The 15,120-nt window shown below is 65.4% G+C and carries 11 protein-coding genes and 2 pseudogenes; 5 read left to right on the forward strand and 8 right to left on the reverse strand.

Annotation, left to right across the window (positions count from 1 at the left end; genetic code table 11):
* Positions 1–42: 42 nt before the first annotated feature.
* Positions 43–1,224: a polysaccharide biosynthesis/export family protein gene (locus G3N96_RS27185; RefSeq protein ID WP_124577671.1), complete on the forward strand. Its 1,182-nt coding sequence runs from the start codon at positions 43–45 to the stop codon at positions 1,222–1,224.
* Positions 1,225–1,354: 130 nt separating this feature from the next.
* Here G3N96_RS27185 and G3N96_RS27190 read toward each other — a convergent pair whose 3' ends face one another.
* The 4 genes and pseudogenes from G3N96_RS27190 to G3N96_RS39915 form a co-directional block, all read right to left on the reverse strand.
* Positions 1,355–2,608 (reverse strand): oligosaccharide flippase family protein, encoded by a 1,254-nt coding sequence (locus G3N96_RS27190; protein ID WP_206139109.1) that lies wholly within the window; start codon positions 2,606–2,608, stop codon positions 1,355–1,357.
* A gap of 55 nt (positions 2,609–2,663) precedes the next feature.
* Positions 2,664–3,839 (reverse strand): glycosyltransferase, encoded by a 1,176-nt coding sequence (locus G3N96_RS27195; protein ID WP_206139110.1) that lies wholly within the window; start codon positions 3,837–3,839, stop codon positions 2,664–2,666.
* 424 nt (positions 3,840–4,263) lie between these two features.
* On the reverse strand, positions 4,264–6,039 hold the full coding sequence (locus G3N96_RS27200; protein ID WP_206139115.1) for an alpha/beta hydrolase: 1,776 nt from the start codon (positions 6,037–6,039) through the stop codon (positions 4,264–4,266).
* A gap of 540 nt (positions 6,040–6,579) precedes the next feature.
* Positions 6,580–6,704, reverse strand: a pseudogene (locus G3N96_RS39915) (sugar transporter); the annotation flags it as partial.
* 632 nt (positions 6,705–7,336) lie between these two features.
* Between G3N96_RS39915 and G3N96_RS27205 the strand changes: the two are divergent.
* A complete protein-coding gene (locus G3N96_RS27205) occupies positions 7,337–9,538 on the forward strand; it encodes a glycoside hydrolase family 3 C-terminal domain-containing protein (RefSeq protein ID WP_206139111.1) in 2,202 nt (733 codons plus the stop codon).
* Positions 9,539–9,614: 76 nt separating this feature from the next.
* Here the strand turns inward: G3N96_RS27205 and G3N96_RS27210 are convergent, their stop codons facing one another.
* Both G3N96_RS27210 and G3N96_RS27215 read right to left on the reverse strand, forming a co-directional pair.
* On the reverse strand, positions 9,615–9,785 hold the full coding sequence (locus tag G3N96_RS27210; RefSeq protein ID WP_185634139.1) for a hypothetical protein: 171 nt from the start codon (positions 9,783–9,785) through the stop codon (positions 9,615–9,617).
* The gene (locus tag G3N96_RS27215; RefSeq protein WP_206139112.1) at positions 9,785–10,363 is read right to left on the reverse strand and encodes a DUF4865 family protein; all 579 of its coding nucleotides are present in this window, start codon (positions 10,361–10,363) and stop codon (positions 9,785–9,787) included. The genes G3N96_RS27210 and G3N96_RS27215 overlap by 1 nt, the downstream gene beginning before the upstream one ends.
* Positions 10,364–10,490: 127 nt before the next feature.
* On the opposite strand from G3N96_RS27215, the gene G3N96_RS27220 reads away from it, so the two are divergent.
* The 3 genes from G3N96_RS27220 (at position 10,491) to G3N96_RS27230 (ending at position 12,747) form a co-directional block, all read left to right on the forward strand.
* Positions 10,491–11,348 carry a LysR family transcriptional regulator gene (locus tag G3N96_RS27220; protein WP_206139113.1) on the forward strand — a complete coding sequence of 286 codons (858 nt, stop codon included), beginning with the start codon at positions 10,491–10,493 and terminating at the stop codon, positions 11,346–11,348.
* Positions 11,349–11,602: 254 nt separating this feature from the next.
* Positions 11,603–12,190, forward strand: coding sequence for a YigZ family protein (locus G3N96_RS27225; protein ID WP_124577659.1), 588 nt, complete (start codon positions 11,603–11,605; stop codon positions 12,188–12,190).
* A gap of 266 nt (positions 12,191–12,456) precedes the next feature.
* On the forward strand, positions 12,457–12,747 hold the full coding sequence (locus tag G3N96_RS27230; RefSeq protein WP_039356963.1) for an H-NS histone family protein: 291 nt from the start codon (positions 12,457–12,459) through the stop codon (positions 12,745–12,747).
* A gap of 55 nt (positions 12,748–12,802) precedes the next feature.
* Here the strand turns inward: G3N96_RS27230 and ppk2 are convergent, their stop codons facing one another.
* The gene (gene ppk2, locus G3N96_RS27235; protein ID WP_124577657.1) at positions 12,803–13,753 is read right to left on the reverse strand and encodes a polyphosphate kinase 2; all 951 of its coding nucleotides are present in this window, start codon (positions 13,751–13,753) and stop codon (positions 12,803–12,805) included.
* Between the two features lie 88 nt (positions 13,754–13,841).
* Positions 13,842–14,762 (reverse strand): annotated as a pseudogene (locus G3N96_RS27240) (OmpW family outer membrane protein); the annotation flags it as partial.
* Between the last annotated feature and the right edge of the window lie 358 nt (positions 14,763–15,120).

Below are 15,120 nucleotides of genomic sequence, written 5' to 3' on the forward strand. Positions count from 1 at the left end.
TCCGGCCGGCAGATCGGCCGGCTTACCATGTTGAATGACGATATGAACACCCCCCTGCTATTCGATGCGCTCGCGCCGAAACAGAACGAACCTGCGGTGCGTCGAATGCGCGCCGCGCTCTCCCTGGCGCTGTCCACCCTGCTTTCGGCGTGTGCGTTTGCACCCGGCCAGCACATGGCGGAGCCGGCCGCACTGCCGGTCACGACCGCCGACAATGGCGACGTGACCAGCGACAAGAAGGTCGCGGTCAAGCAGATCGATCTGACGCTGATCAACCAGATTCACACCGAGCAGAAGCACCTTCCCGCGTGGTCGATTCCGGGCAATCTGCTCGGCAAGCCTAGTGCCTACAAGCTTGGCCCGGGTGACGTGCTGCAAATCACGGTGTGGGATCACCCCGAATTCGCCGCCGCTGTCGGCCAGCCGACGCAGAACACGAGGCCCTCCGACGCAGCGCCAGGTTTCGTCGTCGATAGCGACGGCAACGTGCAGTTTCCCTACGTGACGCGACCGATCCATGCGGCCGGAAAGACCGCGGCGCAAGTCCAGCGGGAACTCGATGCCGAGCTCAGGAAGGTGTTCGTCAAACCACAAGTGACCGTTCGCGTGGCATCGTTCCGTGCCGAGCAAGTGTATGTGGACGGCGAAGTACGCGCCCCCGGCTCGCAGACGATCAACGACATTCCAATGACACTGGTCGAAGCGGTCAATCGTGCAGGCGGCTTTGCGCCGACCGCGGATCAGAGTCGCGTGACGGTCACGCGCAACGGCGAGATCTATCCGGTGAATGTCGCGCAGATGATGAAGACCGGCAAAAGCCCTGCCACCATCATGCTGCAGCCCGGCGACCTGTTGCATGTGGGTGCTCGCGACGACAATCCCGTCTATGTCATGGGTGAAGTGAACAAGCCGCTGGCCGTGCCGCCGCTGCGCGATGGCTCGCTCACGTTGAGTGCGGCGCTTTCGGAGGCCGGGCAACTCAACCAGCAAACGTCGAACGCCCAGCAGGTTTTCGTGCTTCGCAAGGCCGCCGACAGCGAGCCGGTCATCTTTCACCTCGACCTGAAGTCGCCCGTCTCGATGCTGCTCGCGAATCAGTTTCCGCTCGCGTCGAAGGATATCGTGTATGTCGACAACACCGGCCTGGTGCGCGCGAGCCGCGTGCTGAACCTGTTGCTGCCGGCGATCAGCGCGGGGTTGACCGGGGCGCTCGTCACCAAGTAATCGGGATGTCGACAGGACGGCTACGGCGACGCCTGTCGACTCGCATCGCACCATGGCAGCCGCGCGGACAGATGGCGAATCCAACGCATCACGCTGCCATCGCCGCCGAGTCGACCGCGCGCGGATCGCATCAACCCGAACGCGCGGACAGATTGATGAGGCCGACCCGGTCGCGACAGAGAACATACGCGAGCGCGATAGCGACGGCCGATTCGGCGATCAATACCGCGATGGCCGCCCCGCGCTCCGCGAACAGCATGGCAAGCGGCGGCAGCAGTGTCACATTCAATACGCCGGACGAGATCAGGATGACGCTGAAGGCGCGCTTCATGCCCATCGGCAACATGGTTTGAACGCCGAACAGATCGGTCATGCATGCCATGAACGGCACCAGCGCCAGACAACGCAGTACGCCGACCGTCGGCGCAAACGAGCTGCCGTACAGGATCCGGACGACGAACGGCGCGCAGGCGTAGATCGTTGCCGACATGGCCAGCACCAACGCGCCCTGCAGAACGATCAGCTTTCGCAAGAACGCGAACGCGTCGTCACGCGCGTGATGCATCAGGTACGTCACGTGCGGATAGGTTGCTGCTCTCAGCGGTTGAAGCAGACCGACTGCTGCCCGAATCAACTTGTCACCGGCGGCAAAATAGCCGGCGGCGACACTCCCCGAGACGATACTCAGCAGAACGGTATTGGTCGACGCGTAGAACGAGATCGACGTCGATGCCAGAAATACCTGCGAGCCGCCTTTCAGGGCGGCTGCGATGTCGGCGAACCGCACACGAACAGTTTCGATCTCGCGACGCAAGAACAGATAGGCAAGCAACGTCACCCCGCAAAGCAGCGGCACCGCAGCGTTGATGACAACCGCGTGCAGGAGATCGTCCGGCGTGCGCACCCACATGAAGAAGGCCACGACACTGCATGCACGGTATACGACCACCGTGGCACTGTAGACGCTCAACTTCTGGATGCCCTGAAAGTACCAGCCCGGCGTAAGCGCGGCGCCCACCGCCATCCCGAACCCGATCAGCAGGGCCGTGCGTTCCGCCGCGAAATGCGGGACGAGCAGGGTCAGGACGACGAGTACGGCGAAGCCGGCGACCGTGATCGCCCATTGGGCGCACACCGTTGCCCAGAAAATCCGGGATCGTTCCACCCTGCCGTCGGCCAGCGCGACGCGGGGCGTCGCTGTCAGGTCGAAGCTGTAATTGGCCAGGTTGATGAAATACGTTGTCACCGCCAGCACGAACGACAACCGTCCGTACTGCAGCGGGCCGAGCACGCGCGTCAGCAGGGGCAACGTGACGAGCGGCACGACGTACGTCGAGATTTGCAATGCGAACAACAAGGCAAAATTTTTTCGGACAGCGGTCATCGTGCTTTCAGGGCTGAGAGTAAACAGTGTGCCGCGGCTGCCAATGTGCCCACGTTCACGATACCTCCCTACCGATGCCGAGTACGGTGCGCAGCGACGACGCGTAGCGTTCGACCGAGTAACGCGACCAGTCGTAATGACGATCGTCGCTATCGAGATGCGTGCGCAGTTCGGCGAGCGCGCGCGCGAGGCCTTCCGGCGTGCTCCGGTAGAGAATCTTGTTGCCGATCTCGTCGCCAAAGGTCGACAGGCTTCCGATGTCGTGCACGAGCGCCGGCAGGCCGAGCATCGCTGCCTCGACAATCACGAGGGGGGCATTTTCCACCCAGATCGACGGCAACACGAGCGCATCGTGCCGGGGTAGCGCGGCGAACAACGTTGCATGATCGAGGCGCCCGGCAAAACGCAGCCGCCCTGACTCGATGAGTGTCGCGTGCCGTTTCTCCAGGTCGGCCCGCTCCGCTCCGTCGCCGTAGACGGTCAGCGACGCAATCGCATCGCCGGCCGCTTCGCTCATGAGCGCGAGAAACCGACCGAGCCCCTTGTCCGCGTCCACGCGACCGACGAACGCCAGATCGAGGCGATCGCCCCGGACGGGTTTGGGCGGATGGGGAATCAGCGTCGAGTCGATCGGATTCGGCACCAGTGTCGCGCGTGTTCGGCCACACTGCGCAATGAGGTCGCGCATGAACGGACTCGGACAGAGAATCTCGTCGAACAGGCCAAGCGGATCGAAAAGCGCGTTGACCGCATGCCAGTGCAGCTTCTTCGCGACATCGTGAAGAACACCGCGCGGGCTCGCCGCAAGCGCGATGCGCCGGCCGCGATGCAGCTGGTCGATCGGCAACGGTTGCGCGCATCCGCGGGGATAAATCAGCAGGCTCGGGTTGTAGAACAACAAATGGTAATCGTGCGCGGTCATGAACAAACCACATCCCGAGTGCCGCTTGTAGCGAGCGAGCACGGGCAGAATCGCGCTCGACAGCAGGTTGTGGTAATTGTGCACGAGGATGCGTTGCGGGCGAAATCGATCGAGCAGCGTGACGAGCGCACGCGCGGCGGCACGTGACCATGCGCGTGCGCGCCCGCTGCCGTCGACATCGGGCAATGCACGCTCGTCGAAGGTTTCGACCACGACCCCCTGGCAAGCACGAAGCACGTCGACGGACACCCGGTACACTTCCTCGCCCCCGCCCTTCCGAACGAAGTCGTTGATCACCAGCACATGCATTACGATCGACCTCGGTGGACGCCATGTCGCGCGCGCGATGCGACGTCATCGCCTGCTTGGCCGGGCCCGACTTTCGCTCGCTCGTTTCGCGAACCGGCGTCATCCCGTGTCGCGTGCGCAAGATCGTGCGTTACCCGCTGGCGGTGACGCCTGCCCCACTTTCGATGTGTCCGACACGCTTGCTTCATTGTCATTCCTGGATGGAGTCGCGATGGCGCTTGCGAACTGGCAACCCCATGAAAACTCGACACGATCAGGATAAGGTGACCGAAGCAGCGGATCTGTTCGTCCGGTTACGTTAGCGGGAGACTTTGGCAAAACCACCACCGGCCGACGCCCCGGAGCTACGATCCCGAGACGCTCGCCCGGGAGAGACGCGGTGATCGCCGCCCGGTGAGGTCTGCATGCGACGTCTGCACGAACGTCATGAAGGCGCGTGTTCCGGTTGCGCGGGTATCGCGAATTCGGCCGGCGCGTACCAGCCGGCAAGCAGCTCGGCGCAACGGGTGACGACATACCGCGCAGCGGCGTTGCCGTACAGCGAATGATCGAGCGCGTCCTGCATGTCGACGGATACGTTCGGCCAATGCGCGAACGCACGGGATGCGGGGCCGAAATGCCGGACGAGCGCGTCGACGCCCGTATCGAATGTGCCGTAGATGAGATGGGTACGGATGCCGCCGGCCGACATGTGATGCAGCAATCCCCGAGGCGTCTCGTGGCCCGGCCGCCAGCCGAAATGCTCGCCGACACGCTTGACGGGCACGGTCATGACGCCCGCGACCAAACGAAACACGGCACGCAGGACCGGCCGCAGGTCCCGCCCTTCGAGCAGCAGCCGACGCAGCTTGTGGCGGCTGCGCAGCGATGCCCAATAGCCGCGCATCGAATTTGTCTGGTTATTGACGACATTCGCGAGCGTTTCTCCGCGTGGCCAGATGAAAACCGGTAGATTGACCGCAATCACGCCGGCGAGATGCTCGCGCGCGGCGGCATGAAGCGATGCGTACGCGCCAGAGCAAATCCCGAACGCAACGATCTCGCGATGCCCCTGCGCCTTCAGCCAGTCCGCTGCGGATGCGATATCGACGATCACCTGGTCCGAATACGGAATGTCCGACTGATCGTCTCTCGCACGCGCGCCGCTGTCGCCGATGCCGCTCGAATCGATACGCAGGCTGCTGATACCCGATGCCGCGAGCGATCGCGCCAGTCGAACCGCAAACCGACCGTCGGCGACATGCGGATTGGCCGCCGTATTGGTAATCAACAGGGTCGGCGCGGCAGCGCGTCGGATGCTGCCCGCCGGTTCGCACAGCACGCCGACCAGGCGCCCTGACCCCACGGAGACCATCCGTTCGATACTGCCTTCCCCGGTCAGCGTCACGGCCGACTCGACATCCCGCGCGGAAACGCGAACGGTCGCATCGGAACCGTCGTCGATCCAGTTCACCACCGTGTCGAGCAATCCGTCGGGCAGCCGCGACCACACCGGCTCCCTCATGAGGCCGCCCCAATCGGGGCAGGTCCGAACATCGACCGAAACAGCGCGTGCCTGCAGCGCGTCCGACAGCGCAGGAGCGTCCCCGTATGGCGCATCGACGAGCAACGCGCGCGCCGGCAATGCCTGCAATCGTTCCGCAGACTCGCACAGGTTGATGCCTCGGAGTGCCGCGACGAGATCATCGGGATACGCGTGCCCGAGCACATGCAGAGGTTGCTCCTCCCGAATCGCATCCCGCACGGCCGGCGGCGCGTTATCGAGCCAGCGTTGCGCGACGAGAGAAAGCTCGCGCAGGTAGCCGCGGCCGCGCACCACTGGCGCCAGCGCGACGAAGCGCGTGAACCCGGGGATACCGTCCGCGGCGAGGAGCGCCAATGCGGCACCGGCGCGCACGCCGACGAGCGTCAGCGTGTCCGACACGACACGCTCGCGCAACGCATCGACGGCATGCCGAACGCTCGCGAGCATGTGTTCGAAGCGGTCAGCGTCGCGTTCGTCGCCCAGCGAGTCGCCGCTCGCCGGATAGTGGAATCGCAGCACCGGAAAGCCGCGATCGGCGAGATGCTCGGCGAGCGCGCGCACGAGTTTGTGAAGCCAGAGCGACTCGTGACCGAGCGGCTCGCAAATCACGATGCCGTGCGGGCGATTGCCTGCATGAAACCAGCCGACACATCCGTTGAACTGAATGGGTGTCATGATCCGGTCCTTGCGCTGTACACCTGATGGCCCGATGCGCTGCTGGATGCCTGCCGCATGCCGCGAAGCAGGCATCCGGCTACCGGAAACGACTGCACGTGCGTCCGGACGAACGTCGACTTGCGGCCGCCACGAGGCTGCAGGTACGCTCGGCCGCATAAAGCCAATCGGGAACGACTGACGTTGCGACGATGCGAGCCGATTCCCCGTAACCGGCCCCGTCCTTGCGTATCGATTTGGATTCCCACGAAAACGCCTGTATGTGAAAACACCCGCATGCCCGACCGGGTCCGGCGAGTGCCTGTCGAGGATCGCCTGACCGGCAAGCGCCTCTGGGTTGAAATTGGTCTTGGTAATTTTTTGGTCGGATGACGTTACATTTCCGTTCCCTACCCCCGAATCAGCTCGGCACACCGGATATGGCGTGCCCATTCGAATATCGACGATTAGGCCACTCAATCCCGACAGATTCCGTACGTCACATTACATTTTCACAACGCGCCTCCCGGACTGGCGGCGCCACGGATTCGCCGCGCACCCGACGCCGCCGATGTGACCAAGCGTTTCACCCGGATTCTTCGTCCGTCGGTCAAGGCAAGCGTCGCCGGACGGGGCACTTCGCCCGGCACGAACGCCTTCGCGTCGCTTGCTGCATGTACACGCACCGCACCCCGGTCCGACAACGCGCACGGTAATACTCGATTGAACACCGTCCGGCACGGTAGATATGTGAGCAACCTCACTCAACACCTCAGTTGAAGGCGGGCCCGCGTCGTTGAACTCGGCACCACCGCCATTCCCCCAGTCCCGGAATCAAAACGGCATTCACGACGGGCAGTGCTCGAAATGACCGAAGCACGGTTGGATGCGCGCGCAACGAAATGGAACGCACGCGTCGGCACGTGACCGCTGTGCAAAAGTGCCTTCTCCCAGGTACTTCTTACCCGACCACACCCCGCCATCGGGAACGATGACCGTCTTTCCGGCCCGCTACGCGCCCCTACGAAATAAAGATCACACGTATCGGTAGAAACACCGATGCTGTAGTCAAACTACATTCATACCATTAGTCGCTGCAGAGAATCGCTACATCCGATTCGGCAGCGTCGGGCGGTCCGCGTCGCCGTCCTCTATGTTCGATCGGGCCCAACCGGCCGTAACGATTCCCCGCCTGGCCCGGCATGCCGACGCGCAACCACCCAGCATCGCCAGCCAATTGCGTCCGGTGCGAATCCATCGGACTTGTGCAGCTCCAGACATCATCCGAACAACCGGCAATACGATCATGGAGAGCAACATGCGGGACACACTCTGGCCGGCCATCGTGCTGGCAGCGACCCTCTGCACCACCGCCTATGCGGGCGGCGCCGATTTCAACGCGCAGGGCGACGCGACCGATACGTTCGCGTCGGCCGCGGCGGTTCGGCGCGCTGACTGGCTCGTGCGCAAGATGACGCTCGACGAAAAACTTCAATTCATTCATTCGCAATACGAAATGTCAAAGGTGCCGGGCGGTGGCGCCGGCTACATCCAGGGCGTGCCGCGGCTCGGCATTCCCGACCTGAACATGGTCGATTCAGCGACGGGCTCCGGCAGCACGTCGCAGGCCAGCACGACGTTCCCCGCGACGATCGCCGTCGCCGCGAGCTGGGATCGCCGCCTGTCGTACGACTACGGCAAGCAGGTCGCGATCCAGTTGCGCGCGCAAGGATTCGGCATGGGCCTCGCCGGCGGCACCAACCTCGCGCGCGAACCGCGCGGCGGCCGCCTGTTCGAGTATCTCGGCGAGGATCCGCTGCTGGCCGGCGACCTGCTCGCCGAACGCACGCTCGCCACGCAGCGGCAGAAGGTCATCGCGACCATCAAGCACTACGCCGGCAACGAGCAGGAGCACGGCCGGATGGGCGGCAACACGCAGATCGACGAGCGCACGCTGCGCGAGCTGTACCTGCTCCCATTCGAGATCGCCGCGAAGCGCGGGCGGCCCGGCAGCGTGATGTGCAGCTACAACCGCCTGAACGGTACCTATGCGTGCGAGAACCCCCATCTGCTGAACGACGTGCTGAAGAACGAATGGGGCTTCCAGGGCCAGGTACAGTCCGACTGGGGCGCCACGCACAGCACCGCCGCCGCGATCAACGCCGGGCTCGACGAGGAAGAAGACGTCGGCCCGAGCGTGTACCTGACACCGGCGGCGGTCAAGCAGGCGATCGCGAACGGCTCGGTGTCGACCGCGCGCCTCGACGACATGGTGCGCCGTAAGCTCGCTGCGATGATCCGCGTCGGCGTGATGGACGATCCGGCCAAGGGCGGCGGCACGATCGATTTCGCGGCCGGCAACCGATTCGCGCAGGCGGCCTCCGAGCAGTCGATCGTTCTGCTGAAGAACGACGGCAACCAGTTGCCGCTCGCCGCGTCGGCGCTGTCGCGTATCGCGGTGATCGGCGGCCATGCCGATGCGGCCGTGCTGTCGGGCGGCGGCTCGGGCAACACGCGCGACCCCGTATCGGGATCGTTCGCGGGTTGCGGCGGCCTGACGTTCGGGTCATCGACGGGGTGCAGCTGGTGGCGCAATCCGTGGCTGAAGGTGGACGTGCCGATCGTCGCGGCGATCCGTGCGCTCGCGCCGGCCGCGCAGGTCACGTATGCCGGCAACAGCGATCAGCAGTCGCCGTTCCGCGCGTACACGCAGCAGGAGATCGATCAGGCCGCGGCACTCGCGGGCCGTTCGGACGTCGCGATCGTCGTGGTGGCGCAGCCGGCCGGCGAGGATTTCGGCGATCTCCAGAGCCTGAGCCTTGCGAACCCGTCGAACCAGGATGCGCTCGTCGAAGCCGTCGCGCGCGCGAATCCGCACACGATCGTCGTCGTCCAGAGCGGCAACCCGGTGCTGATGCCGTGGAAGGACCAGGTCTCCGCGATCGTCGAGGCGTGGTATCCGGGCGAAGCCGGCGGCAAGGCGATCGCGAACGTGCTGTTCGGTGCGGTCAATCCGTCCGGCAAGCTGCCCGTCACGTTCCCCGCGCGCGACCAGGATTCGCCGACCTGGGGGCAAAACGGCGCGTTCGACAACGATCCCGTCTATGCGGAAAAGCTGAACATGGGCTATCGCTGGTATGACGCGCACAACATCAAGCCGATGTTCGAGTTCGGCTACGGGCTGTCGTACACGCACTTCGCGTATTCGGGGCTGTCGGTGTCGAAGCAATGGGACGGGTCGCTGAGCGTCGCGTTCACGGTGCGTAACGACGGGCGCGTCGCCGGCGCGGAAACGCCGCAGGTCTATCTCGGCGTGCCGTACAAGGACGAACCGCCGAAGCGCCTGGTCGGCTGGGAGAAGATCCGGCTGAATCCGGGCGAGACGCGGCGGGTGCGCGTGACCGTATCGCCGCGGATGCAGAGTGTATGGGACACGTCACGTAATGGCTGGCGCGTGGTGCCGGGCGGAACGGTGTACGTCGGTGCATCGTCGCGGGATATCCGGTTGCAGGGGCACTGAGCGGTGGAGGAAGAACGGAAGCGCCGCGTGCGTCGTGCGCGGCGCTTCCGTATTCACGCATCCGCAAACGCGCACCTTACCGGAACAACAGCGCCAGCATCGTCGCGAGCGCGGCAATCGCGGCGATCCCCGCCGCCAGCCCGGCGAGATGCGCGGCGATCACCAGGCCGGCCGGCAATCGCGCGAATGCCGGGCCGCAGTCCTCGCCCGCCGGCCGGGCCCGCGATCGGAACGCGGCGCCGGCCATCACCCCCCACTCCCCTCGAGCGTATCGAGCAACGGCCGGGCCAGGTGCAAAACCTGGTACACCGTGCCAGCGCCGCCATCATCCGGCTCCTGCTCCGATACGAGCACGCGCGTCAGCCGCCAGCGCAGCGGATCGAGGCTGACGGCGGCCGCAACCGTACCCTGCCGCGCCGCCACGTCGCGATTGCGCTCGACCTCCCGTGCCAGCGTCGCATCGAGGTCGGCGTCCGCCGGAATATCGATGGCTTCCAGGCGCACGAAGCGTCCCGTCGATGCGCTGCCCTTGCGCGCATCGAGCGCGACCTGCACATCGATCGGCGCGCGCCCGAAACTGTCCGTCACGACCCGATAGCGGCCATCGGTGACGAACCTGGCGAACGCCTGTTCATTGCGCCACAGATAAAGCGACGCATAGCCGTTTTCCGTCGCACCGTAGCGGCCCGCCTCGCGCAGCAGAAACCCCTTGAACACGAGATCCGGCGTGTCGTCCCAGAGCCTGCCGCGCTCGCGCACCCGATTGCGGATGATGTCGAGGTCGTAGTCCGCCGGCAGGCGGTGCACGTAGTACGCGGTCAGCATGATCGACTCCTGGGATTGACAAGGGAGATTCCGAACGGCTCGAGAACAGCGTAGAAGACCTCGAATCATTTGAAAAGACGATGGCAGAATATTTCAATGATTCGCTTTCTTAATGGATGAGTGCGTGGTGAAAACGCTCGATATCGAAGCCGTGCAGGCGTTCGTGCTGACCGCCGACCTCAAGAGCTTCACGCGGGCCGCCGAGGCAATGGACACGACGCAGTCCGCGGTGAGCCTGAAGATCAAGCGACTTGAAGACGGCCTCGGCCGCCGTTTGCTGGAACGCACGCCGCGGCAGGTTCGCCTGTCGGCCGACGGCACCGCGTTCCTGGAACCCGCGCGCGAGCTCGTAGCCGCTCACCAGGGTGCGGTCGGCGCGTTCGGCGCCGGCCAGCGGCGGCTGGTGATCGGCGTGAGCCATCATGTCGTCGGCGCCGATCTGCCGATGCTGCTTCGGCGCATGAGCGAAGCGGAACCGGGGCTCGTGCTCGAGATCCGGGTCGCCGCGTCGCGCGACGTGCTCGATGCGTTCGATCGCGGCCAGCTCGATGCCGCCGTCGCGCTACAGCACGACAGCCGGCGGCTCGACGGGGAAACCCTGCTGTCGGAATCGTTCGGCTGGATGGCCGCGACCGATTTCGAATACCATCCGCCGCAACCGCTGCGGCTCGCGACGCAGGCCGAGCCGTGCAGCGTGCGCCGCATGGCGGTCGGCGCGCTGGACGAAGCCGGTGTGGCGTGGACGGAAGTGTTCGTCGGCGGCGGCGTGGCGACGATCGGCGCGGCGGTGTCCGCGGGGCTGGCCGTCGCCGCGCTCGGGCATCGGGTGGCGCCCGTCGGGACGGTCGACGTGGGCGCGCGATACGGGCTGCCGCCGTTGCCGGCGCGCGACGTGGTGCTCTACTCGAACCTGACCGATGCGCGGGCCCGGCAGGCGCTGCGTACGCTGGGCGCGGCGCTGCGGTCGTCGGTCGGCGTGCGGTGATAGCGCGCTTGAACCATCAGAGAAAAAATTGGGACGGCCGCTGCCGCACCATGCACGGTGGCACTTCGCCATTCCGTATCCGGCACCTCACCCGGATCGGGCCCTGACGGCATCGAAAGGCTTCGACGCGCGCCACGGTAAAATTCCGTCTTCATCGCGCCCATGCAGGTGCTCCGTGCCTGCGCTGGCCAGCCCCCAAAGAACCGACACGCCATCATCATCTTGATTTCCTCACACTTTCCCCGTCGCGACGCATGATGTACTCGCTCGCCACCACCTACATCCGGGAACTCGAGATCCGCAAGAGCCGCTTCATCGCCTACGCGATTCCCGTCGACGACCGCGACGCCGCGATGCAGGCGCTGCAACGCCTGCGCGACGAGCATCCAGCCGCCACGCACGTGTGCTGGGCGTTGCTGGCGGGCGGCCAATCGGGGATGTCGGACGACGGCGAGCCGTCCGGCACGGCGGGCCGGCCGATCCTGGAAGTGCTGCGCCATCACGATCTCGACGGGGTGCTCGGCGCGGTCGTCCGTTACTACGGCGGCGTGAAGCTCGGCGCGGGCGGGCTGGTGCGCGCGTACACCGATGCAATCGCGTCGGCGCTGCTCGATGCCGAGCGCGTCGAGCGGATCCGCTACACGCGGCTCGCCATCGAGATCGGCTACCCCGAGGAGGCGCGCGTGCGCCGCTGGATCGAACAGGCGGGCTACGAACTGGTGGACAGCGCGTACGGGATGACGGTCAAGCTCGTGATCAAGCTGCCCGAGACCGCCGACGCGAACGCGCGGACCGAGTTGTTCGACCTGACGCAAGGGCGATCGGGCTTTCTCGACCTGTAACGAGCGGCCGCTATCGTCCCCGCCCCGCCACCCCGCCGCCTGCAAATTCCGCCAAAAAATCAGATACGTCCGATAGAAAAACCGCGCACCGCCACTTAATCTCATCGAGTTCCCGGCGATTCGTGCCGTACACGTTTTATCCGCAGGCCGGCGCAGGCAGCACGCAACCGCCACCGGCCGGGGCGGCACGCCAAGGCCGGGCGTGCCGACGTGCGGTTTGTCACGCGTCGCCAATAATCAAAACTCGACTACGGGATAACGGACGCATGCATCAACTGCAGACACTGCAAGCCCAGCTTGCGGAACTCGATCGGCGCATCAAGGCGGCACGCAGCCGCGAACGCCGCGCGGTGCTGGCGCAGGTACGCGAGCTCGTCACCGGCTACGCGCTGACCGCGCGGGAAATCTTCGGGCAGGGTTACAGCGATCGCGCGAAGCTGTTTACGGTCGGTGCGAAGTATCGCGACCCGGCAACCGGCGCGACATGGAGCGGCCGCGGCCGTGCACCCGCATGGATCGTCGGGCGCGACCGCACCGCGTTCCTGATCCGGGAGTAACGCGCGCCGCATTGCGCGGCGCGCCCGGTCATCGCATCGAATCCGCGCCTGCCGTTCAGTAAGTGTCCGGCACGATCATGTTGTCCGGCACCGGTCGACGGATGTAATCCTCGTGATGCTCGCGCGGCGGCAGGTCGATCGGTGCGTGCGGCACCTCGTGGTACGGCACCTGCTGCAGCAGGTGGTGAATGCAGTTCAGGCGCGCGCGCTTCTTGTCGACGGCCTGCACGACCCACCACGGCGCTTCCGGAATGTGCGTGCGCTGCAGCATCTCTTCCTTCGCGGCCGTATAGGCTTCCCAGCGGCGGCGGCTCTCGAGGTCCATCGGGCTCAGCTTCCACTGCTTGAGCGGATCCTCGATCCGGCTCTGGAAGCGCACTTCCTGCTCGTGATCGGTGATCGAGAACCAGTACTTGACGATCTGGATCCCGCTACGCACCAGCATCTTCTCGAACTCGGGCACCGAACGGAAAAACTCCTCGTATTCCTCGTCGGTACAGAAGTTCATCACGCGCTCGACGCCCGCGCGGTTGTACCAGCTGCGGTCGAACAGCACGATCTCGCCGCCGGCCGGCAGATGCGCGACATAGCGCTGGAAATACCATTGCGTGCGTTCGCGGTTGTTCGGCGCCGGCAGCGCCGCCACGCGGCAGACGCGCGGGTTCAGCCGCTGCGTGATGCGCTTGATCGCCCCGCCCTTGCCGGCCGCGTCACGCCCCTCGAAAATGACGACGAGCCGGTGCCCGGTGCTCACGACCCAGTCCTGCAGCTTCACGAGCTCGCCCTGCAGCCGGAACAGCTCGCGGAAATACTCCTTGCGCGCCTCGCGGCGCTCCTGCGAAAACAGCAGGTCGTCGTTGTCGTCGAAGCGGCGATCGTCGAGCTCCATCTCGAGCTCTTCGTCGTAGGCGTCGACCAGATCTTCCTCGAAGCGGCGCTGGCGCGCCTCCATCGATTCCATATCGGTGCGGTCGTCGGTCTCGGTGCGGGTATCGTTGTCGCCCATGGGGCCTCCTTCCATCATTGACGCAGCAAACGCAGACATTATCCCAGTGTCGCGCGTCAAATTCATGAAAAAGGGGCCGGCGCGCCGGTCAGAAGCGGAACGCGAGCAGCACGCTGGCCAGCACGGGGTTCGCGGAAATATCGAACGTGTTCGATGCGAGTTGCCGATTCGGCTGGTCGATGTCCAGCGTAATCTTCGTCCGTAACGGGATATAGGTCACCATGCCGGTGATCCAGAACTGGCGGGTGATCTGGTAGCTCGCGCCGACGGTGAACACCGGCTCCCACACGCTCTTCACCTTGGCCGACACGTTGGTCTTGCCCGACAGCAGCAGGTCGCCGCCGGCATCCCAGATCCGCTGGAACAGCGACGGGTCGAGCAGCAGCGACTGCAGGCTGCCGATGTCCGCGCCCGCCGCGAGCAGCCCGCCGAGCGACGCGAGCTTGCGCTGGAACACGGGATTCAGGTTCGTGTTCGTGAAGCGCGTATAGCTGACGCCGATGCCCGCGAACGGGCGGAAACGATCCTCACGCTCGCCGAGGTAATACTTGAACACGACGGAGCCGAGCCACGCGCGCGTGGTCGCGAGCGGGTTGCTTTGCGTGTTCGCGAGGTCGATCAGCGGAAGGCGCCCGTGGACGCCGGAAAAAATCCGGTCGAGCGGCAGCGCGATGCTGCCGTGCCCGCGCAGCGTCAGCACCGGCGGAATGCCCCCGCCGAGTTCGGCCGCCCAGTTCTCCGAGAAAAAGTGCGTGAACGTGAAAGCCAGCGTGTTCGTATTGCTGAGCGACAGGCTCGAACCGGGGTTCTGGAAGCTGTTCAGCCCGAGTGCGTCCGTGTGCGTCGTCACCGGCGTCGATCGGCCGGTCGTGCCGACGAAGTGCCAGCCGACGCCGACCATGTTGCGGTCGTCGCCCATCAGCTGCGTCAGCAGCGGCGGCGCCTGGGCGGCCGGCAGATCGGGCAGCCGCGACGGGTCGATCGGATGCAGTTCGTACGGCATCCGGTCGGCGTGGACGACGCCGTCCGCCGGCCGGTCATCCACCGTTGCATCCGGTGGCGCGGCCGGCTCGCAGCCGCCGGCTGCGCCGTTGTCGTCGAAGCCGATGCCGTCCGCGCCATCGTCGCGTGTGGCCGCGCATGCGCGCCCCGCCCCGCGGGTCCGCTGGCCGAGCGTGATCTTGCGCGCCGTGAACGGCACGGTGTCGGATCGCGGCGCATCGACCAAATCGCCGCGACCGCGGCGAGCCGGCCCCGCATCGGTCGCCCACGCGCCCGCATCGAAAGATCGGCAGAGCGTCGGGTAGGGAAAGAAGGTTTGCCTGAGTGTAGTTCTAGGTGGGCGGCTGGACAGTCACTCAAAAAAA

Origin of the sequence: Burkholderia sp. Se-20373 (assembly GCF_017104705.1) — a bacterium.
Taxonomy (GTDB): Bacteria; Pseudomonadota; Gammaproteobacteria; order Burkholderiales; family Burkholderiaceae; genus Burkholderia.

Bases quoted from the DNA above. Each gene is read 5' to 3' on its own strand.
- G3N96_RS27185 (WP_124577671.1), top strand. From the start codon at position 43: ATGAACACCCCCCTGCTATTCGATGCGCTCGCGCCGAAACAGAACGAA.
- G3N96_RS27190 (WP_206139109.1), bottom strand. From the start codon at position 2,608: ATGACCGCTGTCCGAAAAAATTTTGCCTTGTTGTTCGCATTGCAAATC.
- G3N96_RS27195 (WP_206139110.1), bottom strand. From the start codon at position 3,839: ATGCATGTGCTGGTGATCAACGACTTCGTTCGGAAGGGCGGGGGCGAG.
- G3N96_RS27200 (WP_206139115.1), bottom strand. From the start codon at position 6,039: ATGACACCCATTCAGTTCAACGGATGTGTCGGCTGGTTTCATGCAGGC.
- G3N96_RS27205 (WP_206139111.1), top strand. From the start codon at position 7,337: ATGCGGGACACACTCTGGCCGGCCATCGTGCTGGCAGCGACCCTCTGC.
- G3N96_RS27210 (WP_185634139.1), bottom strand. From the start codon at position 9,785: ATGGCCGGCGCCGCGTTCCGATCGCGGGCCCGGCCGGCGGGCGAGGAC.
- G3N96_RS27215 (WP_206139112.1), bottom strand. From the start codon at position 10,363: ATGCTGACCGCGTACTACGTGCACCGCCTGCCGGCGGACTACGACCTC.
- G3N96_RS27225 (WP_124577659.1), top strand. From the start codon at position 11,603: ATGATGTACTCGCTCGCCACCACCTACATCCGGGAACTCGAGATCCGC.
- G3N96_RS27230 (WP_039356963.1), top strand. From the start codon at position 12,457: ATGCATCAACTGCAGACACTGCAAGCCCAGCTTGCGGAACTCGATCGG.
- ppk2 (WP_124577657.1), bottom strand. From the start codon at position 13,753: ATGGGCGACAACGATACCCGCACCGAGACCGACGACCGCACCGATATG.